Below are 22,761 nucleotides of genomic sequence, written 5' to 3' on the forward strand. Positions count from 1 at the left end.
AAGGACGATTGGATGACGGACGGGACTGAACAGGGATCGGCGCAATCCGGTTGGGATAGCCGCCCGGTAAAACTTGCCTGCCGCAATGTGTGGAAGCTGTTCGGGGCAAACGCGGCCAGTTTCATCCGTGAGCGCGACGGCAAGGCCAGCATGGCCGATGTCACGGCTGCCGGACTGGTCGGCGCGGTGCGCGCCGTCGATCTCGAAATCCGCCAGGGCGAGATCTTCATCATCATGGGTCTGTCCGGCTCCGGCAAATCAACGCTGGTGCGCTGCATGTCGCGGCTGGTGGAGCCGAGCCACGGCAAGGTCGAGTTCGAGGGCAAGGACCTGCTGAAGATTTCCGACGCGGCGCTGATCGAGTTGCGGCGCCATCGCATGGGCATGGTGTTCCAGAATTTCGCGCTGCTGCCGCATCTCAATGTGCTCGACAACATCGCCTTTCCGCTCAGCATCCAGGGACAGGACCGGTCAACGCGCGAGGCGCGGGCTCGTGAGGTCATCGAACTCGTGGGCTTAAGCGGCCGCGAGCATTTCTACCCGCGCGAATTGTCTGGCGGCCAGCAGCAGCGTGTCGGCATCGCCCGCAGCTTGGCGACAAAACCTGAAATCTGGTTCCTTGACGAGCCGTTCTCCGCGCTCGATCCGCTGATCCGCCGTGAGATGCAGGACGAGCTGATGCGGCTGCAGACGATGCTGCACAAGACCATCGTCTTCATCACCCATGATTTCGACGAGGCCATAAGGCTCGCCGACCGCATCGCCATCATGAAGGACGGCGAGGTCATCCAGATCGGCACGCCGGAACAGCTGGTGGTCAATCCGGCGACCGACTACGTCGCCGAATTCACCCGCGACGTCGACCGCGCCAAGGTGATCTCGGCGCGCAGTCTGATGCGCGCCTGCAACGGCGCCGAGCATGGCGGAACGGTGGCGCCGGATGCCAAGATCGCCAGTTTTTCTGCCAGCATCGTTTCAGCCGGGAAGCCTTTCGCCGTGGTCAACGGCACCGGCAAGCCGATCGGCGAAGTCTCGCCACAAGCGGTCATCGATCTTTTGGCCGGCATCGAGCACACGGGAGCCGGCGCATGACGGTGACGGCAAGCGCCAGCGAGGCGAGGCCGCCGCTTCAACGGTGGCTTGTTGTCTGGGCCGTGGCACTCGCCGCCGTATTGGCACTATTCCTGCTGCAGGAAAGCCTGCCCTGGGCAGTAAATTATCCGGCCAGCGCCGTCGTGCCCGTCGCCGACTGGGTCAGTGCTCTAATGAGCTGGATCAAGTCGAACCTGTCGTGGCTGACCCGCTCGATCACCGCGGTGCTGGGCGTGCCGCTCGACTTCGCACTCGATCTTCTGGCCAAGAACTTCAAGGTCGGTCACGGTGCCGATGCCTATGTCCTGCCGCGGCTGTCGTGGGTCGGGGTGTGCGCTGTCGCCTTCCTCGCCGGCCATGCCGTGGGCGGCCGGAAACTCAGCCTGCTGGTCGGCGGCTGCTTCCTCTACATCGCGCTGTTCGGCCAATGGACCAGCGCCATGCTGACGATGGCGCTGATCTCTATCGCGGTGCCGTTCTGCATCGTCACCGGCCTGTTCGCCGGCATCTGGGCGTGGCGCAAGCCGTGGGCGGAAAGGCTGATCGTCTCCCCTGCCCTCGACCTGATGCAGACGATCCCGACCTTCGCCTATCTGATCCCGATGCTGCTCCTGTTCGGCAACAGCCCGGTCTCGGCGATGATCGCCACAGCCATTTTCGCCACGCCGCCGATGGTGCGGGCGACGATGCTCGGCCTGACGAGGGTGCCGCTGGAGATCGGCGAATTCAGCGACATGGCCGGCTGTACGGCGCGGCAAAAACTGTGGCGGGTGCTCCTACCCTCGGCCCGCCCCACGCTGATGGTCGGCGTCAACCAGGTCATCATGCTGGCGCTCAACATGGTCATCATCGCCTCGATGATCAGCGCCGGCGGCCTCGGCTACGACGTGCTTCTGGCGCTGCGCGCGCTGAAGGTCGGCGAAGCCATGGAAGCCGGTCTCGCCATCGTGGCGCTGGCGATCGCGCTCGACCGGCTGAGCCAGGCCATCGCGCACAAGCAGGCCAAAGGCCATGTCCTTCAGGCGGCGAGCCCGAGCATCTGGCAGCGCTATCCCAACCTGACGCTGGCCATCGCCATCCTTGCCGTCACCACGCTGCTCGGCCTGTTCGTGCCGGCTTTCGCGGCGGTGCCGAAGGCGATCACCTTCACCACCGCGCCGTTGTGGAAGGCGGCGGTGAACTGGGTGACGATCAACTTCTTCGATGCGATCGAAGCCTTTCGCGTGGCGCTGATCCTCAACGTGCTCAATCCGGTGCGCGCCTTCTGCGAAGGCTTTCCGTGGCTTGGCGCGGTGTTCCTGCTCGGCCTTGCCGGCTATCAGCTCTCAGGGCTGCGCCTGGCGGCCCTGGTTGCGGCACTTACTACCTTCTGTGCTATGACCGGGCTCTGGGAAAAGACCATGGCCACCGTCTATCTCTGCGGCATCTCGGCCTTCATCGCCTGCCTGATCGGCATTCCAATCGGCCTGATGGCGGCGCGCAGCGACCGCTTCGAGAAGATCGTCACGCCTGTCATCGACACGTTGCAGGTGCTGCCGTCCTTCTGCTTCATCATTCCGGTGGTGATGTTGTTTCGGGTCGGCGATGTCACCGCCATGATCGCCACGATCGCCTTCGCCGTGGTGCCGGCGATCCGCTACACCAATCATGGCATCAGGCAGGTGCCGCCGGCGTTGATCGAAGCAGCCAAGGTGTCCGGCTGCACGCCGCGCCAGACCTTCGTTCGCGTGCAATTGCCGCTGGCGCTTCCCGAAATCATGCTCGGCGTCAACCAGACCATCCTGATGGCGCTGGCGATGATCATCATCTGCGCCATGGTCGGCACCCGCGACCTCGGCCAGGAGGTGTTCATCGCGCTGTCAAAAGCCGATTCCGGCCGCGGCATCGTCGCCGGCCTGGCCATAGCCTTCATCGGCATCGTCGCCGACAGGCTGTTCGGCGCCTGGACGGCGAAGGCAAGGGCTAGGCTGGGATAGAAGAGGCCGCAGCTATTCCGCGGCCACCCCCTTAACCTCGAGATAGCTCTCCATCGAATCGTCCAGCGCCTGCAGCCACGGCGTGTGGTGCAGCGGCGCCATGGTGCCGGTCATCAGCGAACGGTAGGCATGGTCGCGGAAGCTCATAATGTCTTCCGCCTTGTGGTGTTCCCACTCCATGAAAGTCTGGTTTACCGCCTCGACATCGAAGCCGGGATAGTCGGTCTGGTCCATCAGTTCCTTGGTGTAGTCGCCCTGGAACCAGATCATCTGCTCGGCGTCCTCCAGCGTTTCCTCACGCGCCCGCCATTTGGCGCCGTGCTCGGCCATCGCTTCGGCTGACGGCAGCTTGATGCGGCCCATGATGACGTCGCGAGCGAACCAGGCCTGCGCGTCGAACATATTGAAAGTGTAGAACTGGTCCTGCATGCCGATGTAGGACAGCTTCGGGTTCTTCTCCCAGACGACGCCTTCATAGAGATCCGTTGGCCACATGCGGTTGGCGGTCTTGAGTTTCAGATCGTCGGTGAGGAACGGGAAGGAGTGGAGGTAGCCGGTGCACAGGATAATGGCGTCGACATCCTTGGTGGTGCCGTCCTTGAAGTGCGCCGTCTTGCCGACGACCTTCTGCAGCAATGGCACCTCTTTCCAGTTCTCCGGCCATTTGAAGCCCATCGGCTTCGAGCGGTAACTGGAGGTGATCGACTTGGCGCCGTATTTATAGCATTGCGAGCCGATATCCTCGGCCGAATAGGAACGGCCGATGATCAGGATGTCCTTGCCCTTGAATTCCATCGCGTCGCGGAAATCATGGCTGTGCAGGATGCGGCCGTTGAAGGTCGAGAAGCCCTCGAAATAGGGAACGTTGGGCACCGAGAAATGGCCGGAGGCGACGACGACATTGTCGAACTCTTCGGAATAGGTGACGTCGTTCGTGCGGTCATGCGCGGTGACGGTGAATTTCTTGGTCTCGTCCGAAAAGGTCACCATGCGCACCGGACTGTTGAAACGCACCCATTTGCGCAGGCCCGACTTCTCGACGCGACCCTTGATGTAATCCCACAGCACGGCGCGCGGCGGATAGGAGCCGATGGGCCGGCCAAAATGCTCCTCGAACGTGTAGTCGGCGAATTCCAGGCATTCCTTCGGACCGTTCGACCAGAGATAGCGGTACATCGAGCCGTGCACGGGGTCGCCATGTTCGTCGAGGCCGGTGCGCCAGGTGTAGTTCCACAAGCCGCCCCAGTCCGACTGCTTTTCGAAGCAGACGATTTCGGGAATGTCGGCGCCCTTGTCGGCAGCCGACTTGAAGGCCCTGAGCTGTGCCAGGCCGGACGGTCCGGCGCCGATGACGGCAACGCGAGTTTTCATTTCCAGGGCCTCCTCATTTTTGATTTCCCCAGCGAAACAAATTTCACTGACAGTGACACTAATTGGCGCTTGCGTGCTGTCAACAGACATCTGCGGGAACAGCGTTTGCGCATAACGGAATCCCGTCGAGAAACCTGCGCTGGCAGAATGCCTGGGATCGTCAGGTGGAACCTAAGACGGCTTGCCGACACCGCCGTGCTGCTGTATCGCCAACTGATATGTTCACCTTGAGTGAAATAAATCGGCGCAATCCCGGGGGCGACATGGCGAAAGACGGTTCCAATTCCAAGCCCGGCCCTGCCGGCGCCAAGGCCAAGCCGCACCCGAAAGTCTCGGCGGACGGCAAGACCATCCGGGCGCCGCTGACGCAGAACCCGCACGCCATCCGCGACACGCGCGAGAAAGTGCTGGAGGTGGCGATCGGCCGCGAGGTGCGGGCGTTCCGCAAGAAGCTCGGCATCACCGTCGCCGATCTCGCTGTCGCCACCGACATTTCGCTGGGCATGCTGTCGAAGATCGAGAACGGCATCACCTCGCCATCGCTGACCACCTTGCAGGCGCTGTCGCGGGCGCTCGGCGTTCCGGTCACCGCCTTCTTCCGCCGCTTCGAGGAGGAGCGCAGCGCTGTCTTCGTCAAGGCCGGCGAAGGCCTCGATGTCGAGCGTCGCGGCACGCGCGCCGGCCATCAGTACAATCTGCTTGGCCATATCGGTTCGAACACCAGCGGAGTGGTCGTCGAGCCTTATCTCATCACGCTGACCGAGGATTCGGACGTGTTTCCGACCTTCCAGCACGAGGGCATGGAGTTCCTCTACATGCTGGAAGGCGAAGTCGTTTACCGGCACGGCAGCAACCTCTATCCGATGAAGCCCGGCGACAGCCTGTTCTTCGACGCCGATGCGCCGCATGGGCCGGAGCAGCTGACAAAACTGCCGATGCGGTATTTGTCGATTATTTGTTATCCGCAGGGCAGTGCTGGGTGATTGGCTAATCTGCCTATCGTGGGGGTGATGTCCGGTAGCACAGAGGGGCGCTCCCCTCGGCATGTCTTTGCTTGGAGTGGCTCAAACCGCGCGCTTCGTCATCCTCGGGCTTGACCCGAGGATCCATTCCGTGACCTTCGCCGAAGGGTGCAACGGAGCAGAGTTCTATAGCAGTTGCAACGCTTTAACGTCACGGAATGGATCCCAGGGTCTGCGCCGCGTCGCTTCGCTCCTTGCTTCGCCCTAGGATGACGAAACGGATGGGCCGAGTTCCTTCGCGCCCCCCTCTACCCTGCCGGGCATCTCCCCCACGAGGGGGGAGATCGGCAGCTTCGCGGGCAGCGTCAATCCGGCCCAAATCCCGAGCTCGTCGCACTGCCATCATCCAGCTTCGACAGCCATTCCACCAGCGTCGGCCGATAACGGGTCAGGCCCTTGTAGGTGGCCAGTTCCTCGGGCAGATCGCGGATGACGCGGTGCAGGCGGCGCGCCCATTTCGGCTGTGTCACCAGTTCGTCCATCTTGATCAGATAGCAGCGGATCGGGAAGACGATGCCGTTCGAGCGCGGCAGCCGCCAGAAGCTTTGCAGTTCGACGCGCAGATGCACCTTGTCGCCGACATTTTCGGGCGTGACCGTTGTCCGGTCAGGACCCCATTTGTGGTAATTCTCAGGGCTGGTGTCGAGGCGCGGGTTGACGGTCATCGTCCAGTTCAGACGCCGTGCCGGCTTGCCCTGCTGGATGTTGGTGAGGAATTTCAGCGCCCTGACGAAAATCCCCTTCTCATGCGCCAGCGGCACCGGCGCGTGCCACTCGAAAAAATTCATGCCGATGTCGAAATCGAGCGACCAGTCGGCCTGGGTGGTGACCATGCCGGCATCCATCCAAAGATTGCCGTCGCGCTGGTCGAGGATGCAGAAATCGCCCTGGCTCTGGCGGGTGATGTATTCCATCGGGCCGTAAGGCAGCGTCGAGGTGTCGCCGAAGGTGAAGGTGTCGTCGATGCCGAGCGGCCGATTGATCCAACGCCAGCGGTCGCCATCGCGCTCGAGCGTGAAATGCTCGGGATAGCCCAGCGCCTGCTGTTCCATCAACAGTTCGAGCAGGTCCCAGCCGGCCAAGGTCATATGCGGCAGCGACTGGCAGCGCAGCGGATCCTCGGCCAGCACCAGCGCCCGGTCCTGCATCTCGGCGACATAGTGCTCGTCGACGTCGATAAGGTTTTCGAGCACCGAGCCTTTCGGACCGATAACATGCGGCTCGATGTTGACCGCATACATGTAGGCGTCCTCATGGAAGGGAAATGGGAACCGCCTGATGTGCTCCGGGCTGTTCCTGAAGGTGAAATCGTCGCGGAACGTTTCCTTGCGAAAGGTGATGCCCATCTTCGCCTCCTATCTTTCCAAGACCAGCGACTTGCCCTCGAAGCGCGACACGCACGGCATGATCTTCCAGCCGGAACGATGGTCTTCCTCGCTCAGCCAGTGGTCGTTGTGGATGAACTTGCCGTCGTACGAGATGACGTTGGTCTCGCACTGGCCACAAACGCCGCCGCGGCAGAGATAGGGTGGATCGACGCCGGCCGCCTCGATCGCTTCGAGCAGGCTCTGCTGCTCGCCGACACGGATCGTCTTGCCGCTGACGGCCAGCGTCACATCGAAAGGCAGGCCGGGCTGGGGTGCCGCGAAATGCTCGAAATGCACGGCCTCCGGTGGCCATCCCAGGCTTGCCGCGCGGTCGCGCACCCAATTGATCATGCCGGCTGGACCGCAGACATAGAGATGCGTGCCGAGCGGCTGCGTCGACAGCAACCGGTCGAGCTCGATGCGCTCGTCGAGGTCGTCGTGATAGAGCCTGATGCGCCTGTCATAACGCTCGCGTAGCAGGTCGGCATAGGTGCCGAGCGACGCGGTGCGGCAGGTGTAGTGCAGTTCGAAATTGCCGCCCTCTCCCGCCAGTTGCGCGGTCTGCGCCATGAACGGCGTGATGCCGATGCCGCCGGCCAGCATGAGATGTTTTTTCGCCCTGAGGTCGAGCGAGAACAGGTTGACGGGATAGCTGATCACCATCTCCAGGCCGGCCTTGACCGACCTGTGCATGAACAGCGAACCGCCGCGGCCGACATCGTCGCGCCGCACCGAGATCGTGTATTCGCGCGTGTCGAGCGGCGAGCCCATCAGCGAATAGGGATTGAGCCTGGTGCGGTCGCCATCGCGCATTTCGACGACGACATGGGCGCCACCGGAGAAGGTCGGCAAAAGCTCCCCGTCACGGCGGCGGAAATGGAAGCGGGTGACCAGCTCGTTGACCGGGACGACATCGCTGACCACGACATCGAGCTTGGTGGTGCCGGTGCTCATGGGAAGGCCTCCTCGATCGGAGGCATCTCGGAACGATCCTCGGCATTGATACAGACGCCCTGGAAGGCGGCGAGGCGCCTGGAATAATGATCACGCACCAGAAGCAGCAGCCCACAATGCGCACAAATGGCCGGCTGCGTCGTGACATTTTCGGTAATGCCCTTGCAATGCACGCACTGCATGCGCCGCGCCAGCGAGCCGCGATGCTCGGTCTGCATCGAAGTGTGGTCGATGCCGGCTTCGAGCGCCACCTGCATCGCCTGGCCGATCAGCCCTTCGGTGCCGGCGAGATAGAGACGCAGGCCCATATGGGCGTTGCTCAGCGTCTGCTTCAGTCGCGGCAGCAGGCTGGCGAAGGACGGCGCTTGATGAAACTGCGCCGGCTTCAGCGCTTCGAGCGCTGCGACGTGTTTGCCGCCCGGATCCGGGATATAGACGATTTCGGCGCCTTCGAAAAATCCGGCAGGCGCTCTTGCGGCCATATCTGAAATAGCGAGCGCGCCTTCGGCATCGGCGATGAAAAGATGGTGTTTGCCGGGCTGCGGAGAGAGCGTTCCGTAGACCGGCCGGCTGATAATGCTTTTGGCTGCCATTTACGTCTTCGTGCCTCGAACCTCTCGCTGTTGATGATGCCTCAACCCTTGGCGGTGCGCTTGGTCTTTTTCGGATCGTCGAACGGCAATGGCTGCGCCGTCGCCTTGATCGAGCCGCTCTTGTTGCGGATTTCGAGCTTGGTATCCTTGACGGCACTGCCGACATCGAGCCGGGCGATGCCCATCGATTTCTTGACCAGCGGCGAATACATGGCGCATGTCACCACGCCGACCTGTTTGTCATCGCGATAGACCGGGGCGCCCTCGTCGGCCGGCTCCTTGCCGTCTAGTAGCACGCCGAAGATCTTGAAGCGCTCCTTGCCCTTCAGCCGGTAATGCTCCTCGGCCCCGCGAAAGCCGGTCTTGCCGGGGCTGACGGTGAAGTCGAGGCCGAGTTCCCACAACGTGTCGCCGGGGCCTTCATTCTCGAACGGATATTTTTGCGAATTGTCGTAGGGGTAGAAAAGCAAGTAGCTTTCGACGCGCAGCATATCCAGCGTGGTGAAGCGGCACGGGATGATGCCGGCGCTCTTGCCTTCCTCGAGGATGCGATCCCAGATCGCGCCGGCATCCTGGCCACGGCAGAAGATCTCGTAGCCGCGCTCGCCGGTGTAGCCGGTGCGTGAGATCATCACCGGGAAGCCGAACAGCTGCGTGTGCATGTGGTGGAAGTAGTTGAGGTCGCGGATGCCCGGCACATGCTTGGCCAGATAGTCGACCGATGTCGGACCCTGCAGGGACAGGTCGTGCAGATTGTCGTCGAAGCGCAGTGACACGTCACGCCCGACGGAAGCGCGCTGCAATTCCTCATGGCCGGTGCCGGAGCCGTGCACGACCATCCACGAGTTCGGGCTGATGCGATAGAGGATGCAGTCGTCGGTGAATTTTCCCGCCTCGTTCAGCATGCAGGCATAGGCCGACTTGCCGGGATAGATCTTCTCAACATCGCGCGTGGTGGCGAGGTCGATGAGGTGCGAGGCATGCGGCCCTGTGATGTGGACCTTCTTCAGGCCCGACACGTCCATCAGTCCGGCCTTGGTGCGGATGGCGATGTATTCCTCGTCGGCATCCTTGTCGTAAGTCCAGGCGGTGCCCATGCCGCTCCAGTCTTCGAGCTTCGAGCCCAGCGCGCGATGGCGATCCGCCAAGGTCGAAAATCTCCAGGATGCCGTCATCCGATCGTCCTCCGTCCAATAATTCTGCTGTTCCCTGCTCCTTTACGCCGAGGCCGGAGCTTTGGTTGGAATATTGACCGCAAACGCGGGAGCCCTGCAATCCCCTTCAAGCAAATAATTTCATTGTCAGGCAAAATTGTTTACCCGAGGCTAGCGGTTAACTCTGCGTAAATTCGTCTTGACAATTGCGGAATTCGGCCTGAATTTATGAAAAAAATTTCACTCTCTTGAAAGAGAGCGACGCGCGGTCGATTCGGAGCCGGACGTCGACAACAGGGGAAAAAACCGATGTCAGACCTGCAGCAGCGCATAGAAGCGCTGTACCGTTCCGACGTGCGCGGTTCCGCGCTCCTGATCATCTGCCTGTGGGCGACGATCCTCTTCGTCCTCTTCATGACATGGCCATACATCCCGGACAGCGGGATCAAGGTCGTGGTGGCGATCGCCGCCGCCTTGGTGCTGATCTTCAATACCGCGGCGATCCTGGCGATGGTCAAACACTACAAGGAAGACAAGGACTTCATCTACGGGCTCGACATCAAGAACGCCGACGCGTCCCGCAACCGCAAGGCCTGAGGAGCACAAACATGCCTCGTTACACGCCGCCGGAACAGAGCAAGGCCGGGCAGATCTTCGATATCGCCGTCGTCGTGGTCGCCATCTTCGTGGCGCTGTGGCTGCCGCTGAAAATGGGCTTGGCAGGCGCAGCCAAGTCCATCGACGCGCTCGACGCCAAGACCTGGGAAGCGCTTGGCCAGAACCCGACCATGGCCGCGATCTGGGAAAAGCTCGGCTACACGCCCGAAACCGCGCATGACGTTATCCAGAATCGCTTTCACTACGTCATCGACTGGCCGACGCTGATCATCATGGCGGCGGTGCTGATCGGTTATTTCGTTTTCCTGTTCCGCGCTTCCGATCGCGAATACCGCGATGTCATCAACGAAAAATTCGACGATAAGTAAATCGGGGGACGCATCATGTGGGTGGTACTCTCTTACGCATGCTGGGGCATATCGATCGTGCTCGCGCTGTGGATGCTCTACGACTGGTTCAAGGTGGATACCACCTACACCGAGGATGTCCTGACTTCCTCGCGCGAAGGCGAGCTTGAAGCCGTTTCCGAAAAACACCGGATCTGAGTGGGGATTGAACAATGACGATCACGCTTGAACCGGCAATCCACGGAGACAGGGTTTCACTGCTGCGCGTGCTTGGCCCGGCCCATGTCTGGGCGCTCGGCGTCGGCATCGTTCTGGTCGGCGAATTCACCGGCTGGAATTTTTCCGCCGACAAGGGGGGCGCGCTGGCGGCGCTAATCGTCTGCTGGATCGTCGGGCTGCTCTATACCTCGGTTGCCATGATCGATTCAGAGGTGACGTCGACGGTCGCCGCCGCCGGCGGCCAGTATGCGCAAGCCAAGCATATCGTCGGACCGCTGATGGCCTTCAACGTCGCGCTGTTCCTGGTCTTTGCCTACACGATGCTGGAAGTATCGGACGCCATCCTGCTCGGCGACACCATCGTCGCCAAGGCCGGCGTCGACGGGCTCACCCACAATTCCTTCATCGCCGCCACCATCGTGGTGCTGGCCTGGCTCAACTATCGCGGCGTGCTGATGACGCTCAACGTCAACTTCGTCATCACGGCAATCGCCTACATCTCGATCGTCATCCTGTTCTTCTCGGTCAGTCCATGGACGCAAGGCGCGGTGCTGAAGCTCAACGAGCTGGTGACGCCGGGCAACGCGCTCCCCTATGGCTGGATCGGCGTCATCGCCGCCTTCCAGTTCGGCATCTGGTACTATCTCGGCATCGAAGGCACCACGCAGGCCGCCGAGGAAGTGCGCTCTCCGGCGCGCTCCCTGCCCTACGGCACCATGGCCGGCATGATCACGCTGCTGATCGCCGCCGCCATGACCTGGTATGTCTGCGCTTCCCTGATGCCATGGGAATATCTCGGCATCACCTATTATCCGCTGTGGGACGCCGGCAAGCTGACCGGCAGCCCGCTGCTCGAGAACCTCTTGTTCGTCGCGACGCTGCTTGCGGCGCTTGCCTCGGCCAATGGCTGCATCAACGACGCGGCGCGCGCCTGGTTCTCGCTTGGACGCGACCGGTATCTGCCGAGCTGGTTCTCGGCCGTGCATCCGAGGTATCGAACACCCTACCGTTCGATCCTGTTCCTGCTGCCGATCGCGCTCGCCTTCGCCTTCATCGCCGACCTCAACCAGGCGATCACCTTCTCGATCCTGTCGGGCGTGCTGCAATACACCTTCATGAGCATCAACATCATGATGTTCCGCAAGAAATGGCCGCTTGGCACCATCCGCCGGGGTTACACGCACCCGTTCCATCCGCTGCCGGCAATCGTGCTGTTCTGCCTGTGCGTGGTGACCTTTTTCGCCATCTTCCTCGGCTTCGGCTCGCAACTGATCGCGATGACCATCTTCTATTTCCTGATCTCTGTGTGGTTCCATTTCTACCGCTACAAATTCGTGCGCCGTGGCGACCAGTTCACCATGCCGTGGCCGAAACCGCAGGGCTATTGATGGGAGACGGCCCGCCCCGATCATTGGCGGGCCGGACAAGATAAAATGTCCGAAGTGACATCAGCACTGCTCGCCGGGGCCATAGTCCTGGCTGTCGTCCTCCATCTTGCGTGGCTGGCGCGGCGTGGCCGCAACAGGGGTTTGGCGGCGCTCGCCGCCGACGAGGCCAGCATTCGCACCGTCATCGCCGACGCTGCCAATGTTTCCGACGGCAGCGCCGGTGTCCTCACCTGGGAAGGCACGTGGAACGGCCAGCGCGTTCAGCTGCGCACCATCGTCGATACGCTGGCGACGCGGAAACTCCCGGCACGCTGGCTCAGCGTTTCGATCACCGAAAAGGTCGCCGTGCCAGCGACGTTCGACATGATGATGCGGCCGGGCTCGCCGACCACCTTCTCCAATTTCGACCATCTCCAGCATACGCTGCCGAAGGCTCCGGGATTCCCCGCCGAGGCGGTGCTGCGAACGGATCGTAGAGGCACACGTTTTCCGCAAGGCATCATTGCCGACCATCTGGAGCTCTTTTCGGAAGGGCGCGCCAAGGAACTGCTGATCACGCCCAACGGGGTGCGCATCGTCTGGCTGCATGCCGAAGCCGAGCGGGCACGCTACGGCGTTTTCCGGCAGGCCGCGTTCGGCGAGGCGCCGATCGATCCGGCGTTGGTTGAACGGCTGCTCACCTCCCTCTCGGGGCTGCGCGACGCCATCAACAGAAGCGAACGGCAAGCCGCATGACCAGTTCAGATACACGGCCGGCGCCGCCGAATCCCTATCTCGTGCTAGGCGCGGCGATCGTGCTGCCGGCGAGCGGCCATGTCATTCTGGGCGTGCCGGTGCGCGGGCTGCAGTTCCTTTTCTTCATGGTTATCCTGGCCTGGGTGACCGCCAAGGTAGCGCCACCGGACGCCAGTTTCATCGGCCGTCATGCCGGCGGCTTCCTGATCTATGCGCTGTCGATCCTCGACGCCTACAAACTCGCCCGTATCCGCCACGTCCTGTGGGTTCACAAGGCCGCGCCGGACAGCGATAATTCGCAGGGCGGCATTGCGCCGCATACGTAACCAGAGGAAAATTTTTTTCATACCATTGAATTCGAGTAACGCATTCGATACATCATCTCTCAGCTACAAACGATCTCTTAGCTACAAATGCCTGGAGGCTGACATGTGTGGAATTGTCGGACTGTTTTTGAAGGACAAGTCGCTGGAGCCGAAGCTCGGCGCGATGCTGTCGGAGATGCTGGTGTCGCTCAGCGATCGCGGCCCGGACAGTGCCGGCATCGCCATCTATGGCGCACCCTCCAGCAATGAAGCCAAGATCACCATCCAGTCAGCCAAGCCGGCGCGCGATTTTGGCAACCTCGACACCGAGCTTGCCAAGGCCATTGGCGCGCCGGTGACGATCGCGGTGAAGTCGACCCATGCCGTCGTCAGGACAACGCCCGCCAAGATCGACGAAGCGCGCGAGGCGATACAGGCGCTGCGTCCCGACATCCGGATCATGGGCGCCGGCGACGTCGTCGAGATCTACAAGGAAGTGGGCCTGCCAGAGGCGGTCGTCGATCGCTTCGACGTCCGCAAGATGACCGGCACGCATGGTATCGGCCACACCCGCATGGCGACGGAATCGGCGGTGACGACGATGGGCGCGCATCCGTTCTCGACCGGCGCCGACCAGTGCCTGGTGCACAATGGCTCGCTTTCCAACCACAACAATGTGCGGCGCGAACTGGTGCGCGAGGGCATGAAATTCGAGACTGAGAACGACACAGAAGTCGCCGCCGCCTATCTCTCCTCGCAGATGGCGCATGGCAAGAATCTCGGCGAAGCCCTGGAAGGCACGCTGTCCGATCTCGACGGTTTCTTCACCTTCGTCGTCGGCACCAAGAATGGGTTTGGCGTGGTGCGCGACCCGATCGCCTGCAAGCCCGCCGTCATGGCCGAGACCGACCAGTATGTCGCCTTCGGCTCGGAGTATCGCGCGCTGACCAAGCTGCCCGGCATAGACAATGCGAGGGTCTGGGAACCGGAGCCCGCAACCGTCTATTTCTGGGAGCATTGAGTTTCATGCCGGCAACCTCCAAGGCAACGCGCGAAAGCCATGCGCGCGTCTTCGATCTCGATGTGTCGTCGCTGCGCGAGCTAAACCAGGCGCTTCACAATCTGGCGCCAGGTTCCAATGAGACGGCATGGGAAGTGCTGCACCCGAAGGGCAGCCATTCGGTCGCCGTCGGTGTCGACCAGCCCGTCAGCATCGATGTGCGCGGCAGCGTCGGCTACTATTGCGGCGGCATGAATTCCGGCAGCGCGATCACCGTGCATGGCTCGGCCGGACCCGGCGTCGGCGAAAACATGATGTCGGGCTCCATAACGGTCAAAGGCGACGCCAGCCAATATGCCGGCGCCACCGGCAAGGGCGGCCTGCTGGTCATCGAGGGCAATGCGTCATCGCGTTGCGGCATCTCGATGAAGGGCATCGACATCGTCGTGCACGGCAATATCGGCCATATGTCGGCCTTCATGGCGCAGTCCGGCAATCTGGTGGTGCTAGGCGATGCCGGCGATGCGCTGGGCGATTCCATTTACGAAGCGCGGCTGTTCGTGCGCGGCAAGGTCGACAGCCTCGGCGCCGACTGCATCGCCAAGGAGATGCGGCCCGAACATCTGGAATTGCTGCAGGGCCTGCTTGACCGCGCCGGCATCACCGGCGTCAAGCCGTCGGAGTTCAAGCGCTACGGCTCCGCGCGTACCCTCTACAATTTCAATATCGACAACGCCGACGCGTATTGAGGCAGCATGACCTATCGCAACCCGCCCACCACGCCGCGCAAATCCGCGACTTTCGACGACTACACGCTTTCCGAAATCCGCCGCGCCGCGGCGACCGGCATCTATGACATCCGTGGCGGCGGCGCCAAACGCAAGCTGCCGCATTTCGACGACCTCCTGTTCCTCGGCGCCTCGATCTCGCGCTATCCACTCGAAGGCTATCGCGAGCGCTGCGACACATCAGTCGTGCTCGGCTCCCGCCATGCCAAGAAGCCGATCGAACTGAAGATCCCGATCACCATCGCGGGGATGAGCTTTGGCTCATTGTCCGGCCCAGCGAAAGAAGCGCTCGGCCGAGGCGCGACGCTGGCCGGCACCTCGACCACGACGGGCGATGGCGGCATGACCGAGGAAGAGCGTGGCCACTCCAAGACGCTGGTCTATCAGTACCTGCCATCCCGCTATGGCATGAACCCGCGCGATTTGCGCCGTGCCGATGCCATCGAGGTCGTTGTCGGCCAGGGCGCCAAGCCGGGCGGCGGCGGCATGCTGCTCGGCCAGAAGATTTCCGACCGCGTGGCCGAGATGCGTACCCTGCCCAAAGGCATCGACCAGCGCTCCGCATCGCGCCATCCCGACTGGACCGGCCCGGACGATCTCGAGATCAAGATCCTCGAACTGCGCGAGATCACCGACTGGGAGAAGCCGATCTACGTCAAGGTCGGTGGTGCCCGCCCCTATTACGACACAGCACTTGCGGTGAAGGCCGGCGCCGATGTCGTCGTCGTCGACGGCATGCAGGGCGGCACCGCGGCCACGCAGGAAGTGTTCATCGAGAATGTCGGCCAGCCAACACTCGCCTGCATCAGGCCGGCGGTGCAGGCGCTGCAGGATCTCGGCATGCACCGCAAGGTGCAGCTGATCGTCTCGGGCGGCATCCGCAACGGCGCCGACGTCGCCAAGGCGCTGGCGCTTGGCGTCGACGCCGTCTCGATCGGCACGGCGGCGCTGGTCGCGCTCGGCGACAACGATCCCCGCTGGGAGGCGGAGTATAACGAACTCGGCACCACCTCCGGCGCCTATGACGACTGGCACGAGGGCCGCGACCCCGCAGGCATCACCACGCAGGACCCCGAACTGATGAAACGGGTCGACCCGATCGCGGCCGGACGGCGACTGGCGAATTACCTCAAGGTGATGACGCTGGAAGCGCAAACGATTGCCCGCGCGTGCGGCAAGAACAGCCTGCACAATCTCGAACCCGAGGACCTCGTCGCGTTGACGATCGAGGCAGCCGCCATGGCCGGGGTGCCGCTGGCCGGCACCAACTGGATACCGGGAAAGAACACCTTCTAAGCCTTCAGCCTGCCAATAAAGCGAGGAACTATAATGGGGAACGATCTCGCCGCTTTCGCCAAAAACAAGGGCGTAAAGTATTTCATGATTTCCTACACCGACCTGTTCGGCGGCCAGCGCGCCAAGCTGGTGCCGGCACAGGCGATCGCGGACATGCAGAAGGACGGCGCTGGCTTTGCCGGCTTCGCGACCTGGCTGGACCTGACGCCGGCGCATCCCGACATGCTGGCGGTGCCGGATCCCAATGCGGTCATCCAGCTGCCCTGGAAACCGGAAGTCGCCTGGGTCGCCGCCAACTGCATCATGGACGACAAGGATGTCGAGCAGGCGCCGCGCAACACGCTGAACAGGCTTATCGCCGAGGCCGCCAGCGAGGGCATGCACGTCAAGACCGGCGTCGAGGCGGAATTCTTCCTGATCTCGCCGGACGGCAAGGCGATCTCCGACGAATACGATACGGCCTCGAAGCCCTGTTACGACCAGCAGGCGGTGATGCGCCGCTACGACGTCATTGCCGAGATTTGCGACCACATGCTGGCGCTCGGCTGGGGCGCCTACCAGAACGACCATGAGGACGCCAACGGACAGTTCGAGATGAACTGGGCCTTCGACGACGCGCTGGCGACCGCCGACAAGCACTCCTTCTTCAAGTTCATGGTCAAGTCGGTGGCCGAGAAGCACGGCCTGCGGGCCACCTTCATGCCAAAACCCTTCCAGGGCCTGACCGGCAATGGTTGTCATGCCCACATCTCGGTGTGGGACAAGTCAGGCAAGACCAACGTCTTTGCCGACAATTCGATGGAGCTCGGCCTGTCGGCCAAGGGCAAGAATTTTCTCGGCGGCATCATGAAGCATGCCTCGGCGCTCGCCGCGATCACCAACCCGACGGTCAATTCCTACAAGCGCATCAACGCGCCGCGAACGATCTCCGGCGCGACCTGGGCACCGAACACGGTGACATGGACCGGCAACAACCGCACGCACATGGTGCGTGTGCCTGGCCCCGGCCGCTTCGAGCTGCGCCTGCCCGACGGCGCGGTCAATCCTTACCTGCTGCAGGCCGTGATCATAGCCGCTGGCCTCGATGGCATCCGCTCCAAGGCCGATCCCGGCAAGCGCTACGACATCGACATGTACCAGCACGGGCATACAGTGAAGGGGGCGCCAAAACTGCCACTCAACCTGCTCGACGCACTGCGCGAGTTCGACAAGGACAAATCGCTGAAGACGGCGCTGGGTGAGGAATTCTCGTCGGCTTATCTAAAGCTGAAGCACCAGGAATGGAATTCCTATGCTTCGCACTTCACGCAATGGGAGCGCGACCACACGCTGGATATCTAGCCATCCCGGCAGTGCGGGCGACCTCGGAATGAACTGAATGAAATACTCGATCTTCTCGCTCGCACGCGCTGCCCTTTCCGGCCACAAGAACTGGCAGCGCACCTGGCGCGACGCCACCCCGAAGGACCGCTACGACGTCGTGATCATCGGCGGTGGCGGCCATGGCCTGGCCACCGCCTGGTTCCTCGCCAGCGAGTACGGCATCAAAAATGTCGCCGTGCTGGAAAAGGGCTGGATCGGCTCCGGCAATGCCGGCCGCAACACCACCATCATCCGTTCCAATTACGGCCTGCCCGGCAATACCGGCTTCTACGAATTGTCGATGAAGCTGTGGGAGCGGATGGAGCAGGACCTCAACTACAACTCGATGGTCAGCCAGCGCGGCGTCATCAACCTCTATCATTCGGACGCGCAGCGCGACGCTTATGCGCGGCGCGGCAACACGATGCGCATCAACGGCATCGATGCCGAACTGCTCGATCTCGCAGCAGTCAAGAAGATGATGCCGTTCCTGAACTACGACAATGCGCGTTTTCCCGTGCAAGGCGGGCTCTTGCAGCGGCGCGGCGGCACGGCGCGGCACGATGCCGTGGTCTGGGGCTACGCGCATGCGGCGAGCGGGCTCGGCGTCGACATCATCCAGAACTGCGAAGTCACAGGCTTCATCCGGGACGTCAACGGCAAAGTGACCGGCGTCGAGACCTCGCGCGGCAGGATCGGCGCCGGCAAGGTCGGCATGGCCGTCGCCGGCTCCTCCTCACGCGTCGCCGATATGGCTGGCCTGCGCCTGCCGATCGAAAGCCATGTGCTGCAGGCCTTCGTCTCCGAGGCGATCAAGCCGCTGATCCCCGGGGTCATGACCTTCGGCGCCGGGCATTTCTATGTCAGCCAGTCCGACAAGGGCGGCCTGGTCTTCGGCGGCGACATCGACGGCTATAATTCCTACGCCCAACGCGGCAATCTGCCTGTGATGGAGGATGTTTGCGAGGGCGGCATGGCACTGATGCCGATGATCGGCCGCGTACGGCTGCTGCGCCAGTGGGGCGGCATCATGGACATGTCGATGGATGGCTCGCCGATCATCGACAAGACACCGGTCGACGGGCTCTACATCAACGCCGGCTGGTGTTATGGCGGCTTCAAGGCGACGCCGGGGTCCGGTTTCGTCTTTGCGCATCTGCTGGCCCGCGACACGCCGCACGAAGAAGCCGCACGGTTCCGCCTCGACCGCTTCCGGACTGGCGCCATGATCGACGAAAAGGGCCAGGGCGCCCAACCGAACCTGCACTGAAGGCCCAGTATGCGCATCACCTGTCCCTTCTGCGGCGAACGCGAACTCGGCGAGTTCACCTATCTCGGTGATGCCAAACCGGTGCGGCCGGCGGCGGATGCCGGCGAGGACGCCGTCTACGACTATGTCTATCTGCGCGACAACATCGCCGGCGTAATGAGCGAAAACTGGTACCATGGCGGCGGCTGCCGGGCGTGGCTGAAGGTCACCCGCAACACGCTGACGCACGAGATTTCAGCCGTCGAGCCGGCGGCTGGCGCCGGTGCGGCGAAGGTTGGCGCATAATGGCCGGCGCGCAGACAAACCGGCTCGACAAGGGCGGCCTCATCGACCGTTCGGCGCCGCTGAACTTCCGCTTCGACGGCAAGAGCTTTTCCGGCTTCCAGGGCGACACGCTGGCGTCGGCGCTCGTTGCCAACGGCGTCAAGCTGGTCGGCCGCTCGTTCAAATACCATCGCCCGCGCGGCATTCTGACGGCAGGCTCGGAAGAACCGAATGCCCTGGTCGAACTGCGGACGGGAGCCCGGCGCGAGCCGAACACCAAGGCGACGACGGCGGAGCTCTATGAGGGGCTCGAGGCCGCGAGCCAGAACCGCTGGCCGTCGCTCGCCTTCGACGTGATGTCGGTCAACCAGCTGTTTTCGCCGATCTTCGTCGCCGGCTTCTACTACAAGACCTTCATGTGGCCGGCCAAATTCTGGGAAGCGATCTACGAGCCGGCGATCCGCCGCGCCGCCGGCCTTGGCCGCGCGGCAGGCGTTGCCGATCCCGACCACTACGACAAGGCCTGGGCGCATTGCGATGTGCTGATCGCCGGCTCCGGTCCGGCCGGCCTGTCGGCAGCTCTGGCCGCTGGCCGCAGCGGCGCCCGCGTTATTGTCTGCGAAGAGGATTTTACGCTCGGCGGTCGCCTGCTGTCGGATGGCGGCACGGTCGATGGCCTGCCGGCTTCCGAGTGGCTGTCGCGGACACTGGCCGAGCTGGCGGCAATGCCCGATGTCCGCATCATGACTCGCACGACGCTGTTCGGCGTCTACGACGGCGGCACCTATGGCGCGCTGGAGCGGGTCAACGACCATTTGCCCTCGCCGCCCGAACATCAGGTGCGGCAACGGCTGTGGCGGATCGTGGCCAAACGCTGCGTGGTCGCGGCCGGCGCCATCGAACGGCCGATCGTCTTTGCCGGCAACGACACGCCCGGCGTGATGATGGCGTCTGCCATGCGCAGCTACATCAGCCGCTATGCGGCAACTCCGGCAAAGCGCATGGCGCTGTTCACCAACAACGAGGACGGCTGGCGAACGGTCGAGACCGCGCTCGCAGCCGGATTGCAGATTGCCGCCGTGATCGACGCGCGGGCCGATATCTCCCCAGCCCATCGTTCGCTCGCCTCCAAGGGCGGCTTCCCGGTGCTGCACGGCGCCGTCAGCGGCATTGACGGCGGCAAGGATGGGGTGAGAAAAATCGCGGTATCGCTGACCGGCGGTGCGCGCGCCGAGGTCGAGACTGACGGGCTCGCCGTTTCCGGCGGCTGGAACCCGACGGTCGGATTGACCTCCTACCATCGCGGCCGGCCAAAATGGCGAGACGACATCGCCGCCTTCGTGCCGGACGGTGCGCCTCCCGGCATGGTCGCCGCCGGCGCCGCCAATGGCGCCTTTGGGCTCGGCGCCTGCCTGCGGGAAGGATTCGATGCCGGTGCTGTAGCCGCGCGCGATGCCGGACGAAGCGGCACGGCAGGTTCGGTGCCGGTGGCCGATGACCAGGCGTTCTCGCTGACGCCGCTCTGGCACATCGCCGGCAAGGGCAAGGCCTTCGTCGACCAGCAACACGATGTCACCGCTTCCGACATCGAACTGGCGCAGCGCGAGGGTTTTGAATCGGTCGAGCATCTGAAGCGCTACACCACGCTCGGCATGGCGACCGACCAGGGCAAGACCTCCAATGTCGCCGGCCTCGCCATCATGGCGGCTGTGACCGGAAGATCCATTCCAGAGACCGGCACCACCATCTACCGGCCGCCCTATGTGCCCGTCGCCATCGGCGCCTTCGCCGGCCATCATCGCGACGAGACGTTTCATGCGACAAGGCTGACGCCGTCGCATCACTGGGCCGCCGAACAGGGTGCGATCTTCGTCGACACCGGGCTTTGGAAACGGGCGCAGTGGTACCCCCGCGCCGGCGAGAAGGACTGGCTGGAATCGGTGACGCGCGAGGTCAAGGCGGTGCGAAGCGGCGTCGGCTTCTGCGATGTCTCGACCCTCGGCAAGATCGACGTGCATGGCCCCGATGCCGGCGCCTTCCTCGACCGCGTCTACATCAACACCTTCTCCAACCTTGCGGTGGGCAAGGCGCGTTACGGGCTGATGCTGCGCGAGGACGGCATCGTCTATGATGACGGCACGACGTCGCGACTGGCCGAGGATCATTATTTCCTCACCACCACCACGGCCAAGGCCGGGCTGGTGATGCAGCATCTGGAATTCTGCCGGCAGGTGCTCTTTCCCGAACTCGACGTGCAGTTGACCTCGGTCTCCGACCAATGGGCGCAATTCTCCATCGCCGGCCCCAAGACACGCGATCTGCTGAAGGAGATCGTCGATCCCACGGAGGATCTCTCCAACGAAGGCTTCCCCTTCATGGGCGCGCGCGAAGTGGCGCTGCGCGGCGGCATCAAGGCGCGATTGTTCCGCATCTCCTTCTCGGGCGAGATGGCGTTCGAGATCTCCGTGCCGGCGCGCTATGGCGAGGCGATGGCTCGCAATCTGATGCTGGCCGGCAAACAGTTCGGGGTCACGCCTTACGGCACCGAGGCGCTCGGTGTCATGCGCATCGAAAAGGGCCATGTCGCCGGGCCGGAACTGAGCGGTACGACGACGGCCGCTGACCTCGGCCTCGGCAAGATGATGTCGACCAAGAAAGACTATATCGGCCGCGTCATGGCCGGCCGCGAGGCGCTGGTCGCGCCGGACCGGCAGGTCGTGGTTGGCATCAAGCCGACGGACAGAGCACGCCGCCTGCGCTCGGGCGCGCACATCATCCCGAAAGGGCAGACACCCGGACCAGGTAACGACCAGGGCTATGTCACCTCGGTTTGCTTCTCGCCGACATCGGACCAGTGGATCGGGTTGGCGCTTGTCGAGCGCGGCCGCGAACGCATCGGCGAGATCGTCCATGCGCATGACCCGATACGCGGCGAAGACTATGACGTCGAACTCTGTAATCCCGTCTTCTACGATCCGGATGGAGGTCGCCAGCGTGGCTGAGTTTTCCTGGGACATCCGCAGTCCGCTCGATCGCGCGCTCGTTGCCGGGCCTCATGGCGCGCGCGGCGATGCCGGCGTGTCGCTGACCGAGATCCGCAATTTCGACCTCGTCCAGGTGATGGCGCGGCGCGGCAAGGCGGCTGATGTGGCCAAGGCCGCCAAGGCACGCTTCGGCGTTGCTGCTCCGGAAACGCCAAAGGCGGTCGGCGCGGCGGATGCCATGCTGATCTGGTCGGGACCTGATCAGTTCATGGTGCTGTCGAAGGGCGGCAAGCACGGGATTGAGGCGCTTGGCCAAGCGTTTGCTTCCTCTGCCTCGCTGTCCGACCAATCGCATGCGCGGGTGCTGATCAGCATCGCCGGTACCAAGGCGCGTACGATGCTGGCCAAACTGTCGTCGATCGATTTGCACCCGGATGTGTTTGCGGTCGGCTCGGCGGCTGCCACGTCGATGGACCATACCAGCGTTACGCTTTGGCGTGGGAACGATCGACCGGATGGGCAGGCGGTATTCAACCTGCTTGCGTTCGCGACCTTTGCCGAAAGCCTGTGGCACACGGTGCTTGATTCGGCCGCCGAATATGGCGTGACGATCAGCCATTCCGAGGAGCTTTAGGCGAAAGAAGCTGGCCGCGCCC

At 63.0% G+C, this 22,761-nt stretch carries 22 protein-coding genes; 17 read left to right on the plus strand and 5 right to left on the minus strand.

What is annotated here, in order from left to right:
- Window positions 1-12: 12 nt before the first annotated feature.
- Together A3AU_RS0127850 and A3AU_RS0127855 are read left to right on the plus strand one after the other, a co-directional pair.
- A complete protein-coding gene (locus tag A3AU_RS0127850; RefSeq protein WP_027055791.1) occupies window positions 13-1,092 on the plus strand; it encodes a quaternary amine ABC transporter ATP-binding protein in 1,080 nt (359 codons plus the stop codon).
- Window positions 1,089-3,068 (plus strand): ABC transporter permease, encoded by a 1,980-nt coding sequence (locus tag A3AU_RS0127855; protein WP_027055792.1) that lies wholly within the window; start codon window positions 1,089-1,091, stop codon window positions 3,066-3,068. The genes A3AU_RS0127850 and A3AU_RS0127855 overlap by 4 nt, the downstream gene beginning before the upstream one ends.
- Window positions 3,069-3,080: 12 nt before the next feature.
- On the opposite strand, the gene A3AU_RS0127860 is transcribed toward A3AU_RS0127855, so the two are convergent.
- The gene (locus A3AU_RS0127860) at window positions 3,081-4,439 is read right to left on the minus strand and encodes an NAD(P)-binding domain-containing protein (protein ID WP_027055793.1); all 1,359 of its coding nucleotides are present in this window, start codon (window positions 4,437-4,439) and stop codon (window positions 3,081-3,083) included.
- A 263-nt stretch (window positions 4,440-4,702) separates the two neighbouring features.
- Here A3AU_RS0127860 and A3AU_RS0127865 point away from each other — a divergent pair, with 263 nt between their 5' ends.
- Complete coding sequence (locus A3AU_RS0127865) at window positions 4,703-5,422, plus strand: helix-turn-helix domain-containing protein (RefSeq protein WP_027055794.1); 720 nt, start codon at window positions 4,703-4,705, stop codon at window positions 5,420-5,422.
- Window positions 5,423-5,766: 344 nt separating this feature from the next.
- Here A3AU_RS0127865 and A3AU_RS0127870 read toward each other — a convergent pair whose 3' ends face one another.
- Genes A3AU_RS0127870 through A3AU_RS0127885 form a run of 4 tightly spaced genes read right to left on the minus strand, consistent with a single transcriptional unit; the run spans window position 5,767 to window position 9,550 of the window.
- The gene (locus tag A3AU_RS0127870) at window positions 5,767-6,807 is read right to left on the minus strand and encodes a heme-dependent oxidative N-demethylase family protein (protein ID WP_027055795.1); all 1,041 of its coding nucleotides are present in this window, start codon (window positions 6,805-6,807) and stop codon (window positions 5,767-5,769) included.
- 9 nt (window positions 6,808-6,816) lie between these two features.
- Window positions 6,817-7,782 (minus strand): PDR/VanB family oxidoreductase, encoded by a 966-nt coding sequence (locus A3AU_RS0127875; RefSeq protein WP_027055796.1) that lies wholly within the window; start codon window positions 7,780-7,782, stop codon window positions 6,817-6,819.
- Window positions 7,779-8,375 carry a dimethylamine monooxygenase subunit DmmA family protein gene (locus A3AU_RS0127880; protein ID WP_027055797.1) on the minus strand — a complete coding sequence of 199 codons (597 nt, stop codon included), beginning with the start codon at window positions 8,373-8,375 and terminating at the stop codon, window positions 7,779-7,781. Before A3AU_RS0127880 ends, A3AU_RS0127875 begins: the two co-directional genes overlap by 4 nt.
- Window positions 8,376-8,416: 41 nt before the next feature.
- The gene (locus tag A3AU_RS0127885) at window positions 8,417-9,550 is read right to left on the minus strand and encodes an aminomethyl transferase family protein (protein WP_027055798.1); all 1,134 of its coding nucleotides are present in this window, start codon (window positions 9,548-9,550) and stop codon (window positions 8,417-8,419) included.
- 288 nt (window positions 9,551-9,838) lie between these two features.
- Here A3AU_RS0127885 and A3AU_RS0127890 point away from each other — a divergent pair, with 288 nt between their 5' ends.
- The 14 genes from A3AU_RS0127890 (at window position 9,839) to A3AU_RS0127955 (ending at window position 22,739) form a co-directional block, all read left to right on the plus strand.
- Window positions 9,839-10,126: a hypothetical protein gene (locus A3AU_RS0127890; protein ID WP_027055799.1), complete on the plus strand. Its 288-nt coding sequence runs from the start codon at window positions 9,839-9,841 to the stop codon at window positions 10,124-10,126.
- A gap of 11 nt (window positions 10,127-10,137) precedes the next feature.
- Window positions 10,138-10,515 carry a hypothetical protein gene (locus A3AU_RS0127895; protein ID WP_027055800.1) on the plus strand — a complete coding sequence of 126 codons (378 nt, stop codon included), beginning with the start codon at window positions 10,138-10,140 and terminating at the stop codon, window positions 10,513-10,515.
- A gap of 15 nt (window positions 10,516-10,530) precedes the next feature.
- The gene (locus A3AU_RS1000000139995) at window positions 10,531-10,692 is read left to right on the plus strand and encodes a hypothetical protein (RefSeq protein WP_027055801.1); all 162 of its coding nucleotides are present in this window, start codon (window positions 10,531-10,533) and stop codon (window positions 10,690-10,692) included.
- Between the two features lie 14 nt (window positions 10,693-10,706).
- Entirely contained in the window at window positions 10,707-12,101 is a 1,395-nt protein-coding gene (locus A3AU_RS0127905; protein WP_027055802.1) for an APC family permease, read from the plus strand.
- Window positions 12,102-12,146: 45 nt separating this feature from the next.
- The gene (locus A3AU_RS0127910; protein WP_027055803.1) at window positions 12,147-12,836 is read left to right on the plus strand and encodes a hypothetical protein; all 690 of its coding nucleotides are present in this window, start codon (window positions 12,147-12,149) and stop codon (window positions 12,834-12,836) included.
- Window positions 12,833-13,162 (plus strand): hypothetical protein, encoded by a 330-nt coding sequence (locus tag A3AU_RS0127915; RefSeq protein WP_027055804.1) that lies wholly within the window; start codon window positions 12,833-12,835, stop codon window positions 13,160-13,162. The genes A3AU_RS0127910 and A3AU_RS0127915 overlap by 4 nt, the downstream gene beginning before the upstream one ends.
- A 103-nt stretch (window positions 13,163-13,265) precedes the next feature.
- Window positions 13,266-14,162, plus strand: coding sequence for a class II glutamine amidotransferase (locus tag A3AU_RS0127920; RefSeq protein ID WP_027055805.1), 897 nt, complete (start codon window positions 13,266-13,268; stop codon window positions 14,160-14,162).
- A gap of 5 nt (window positions 14,163-14,167) precedes the next feature.
- Entirely contained in the window at window positions 14,168-14,890 is a 723-nt protein-coding gene (locus tag A3AU_RS0127925) for a GltB/FmdC/FwdC-like GXGXG domain-containing protein (RefSeq protein ID WP_027055806.1), read from the plus strand.
- Between the two features lie 6 nt (window positions 14,891-14,896).
- Window positions 14,897-16,225, plus strand: a complete 1,329-nt coding sequence (locus A3AU_RS0127930) for an FMN-binding glutamate synthase family protein (RefSeq protein WP_027055807.1) — start codon at window positions 14,897-14,899, stop codon at window positions 16,223-16,225.
- A gap of 33 nt (window positions 16,226-16,258) precedes the next feature.
- Window positions 16,259-17,566 (plus strand): type III glutamate--ammonia ligase, encoded by a 1,308-nt coding sequence (gene glnT, locus A3AU_RS0127935; RefSeq protein ID WP_027055808.1) that lies wholly within the window; start codon window positions 16,259-16,261, stop codon window positions 17,564-17,566.
- Between the two features lie 37 nt (window positions 17,567-17,603).
- A complete protein-coding gene (locus A3AU_RS0127940) occupies window positions 17,604-18,857 on the plus strand; it encodes a sarcosine oxidase subunit beta family protein (RefSeq protein WP_027055809.1) in 1,254 nt (417 codons plus the stop codon).
- A gap of 9 nt (window positions 18,858-18,866) precedes the next feature.
- The gene (locus tag A3AU_RS0127945; RefSeq protein WP_027055810.1) at window positions 18,867-19,142 is read left to right on the plus strand and encodes a sarcosine oxidase subunit delta family protein; all 276 of its coding nucleotides are present in this window, start codon (window positions 18,867-18,869) and stop codon (window positions 19,140-19,142) included.
- The gene (locus tag A3AU_RS0127950) at window positions 19,142-22,123 is read left to right on the plus strand and encodes a sarcosine oxidase subunit alpha (RefSeq protein WP_027055811.1); all 2,982 of its coding nucleotides are present in this window, start codon (window positions 19,142-19,144) and stop codon (window positions 22,121-22,123) included. Before A3AU_RS0127945 ends, A3AU_RS0127950 begins: the two co-directional genes overlap by 1 nt.
- Window positions 22,116-22,739, plus strand: coding sequence for a sarcosine oxidase subunit gamma (locus tag A3AU_RS0127955; protein ID WP_027055812.1), 624 nt, complete (start codon window positions 22,116-22,118; stop codon window positions 22,737-22,739). Before A3AU_RS0127950 ends, A3AU_RS0127955 begins: the two co-directional genes overlap by 8 nt.
- The last annotated feature ends 22 nt before the right edge of the window (window positions 22,740-22,761 follow it).

The sequence above is a fragment of the Mesorhizobium erdmanii USDA 3471 genome, assembly GCF_000472705.1.
Classification (GTDB): domain Bacteria; phylum Pseudomonadota; class Alphaproteobacteria; order Rhizobiales; family Rhizobiaceae; genus Mesorhizobium; species Mesorhizobium erdmanii.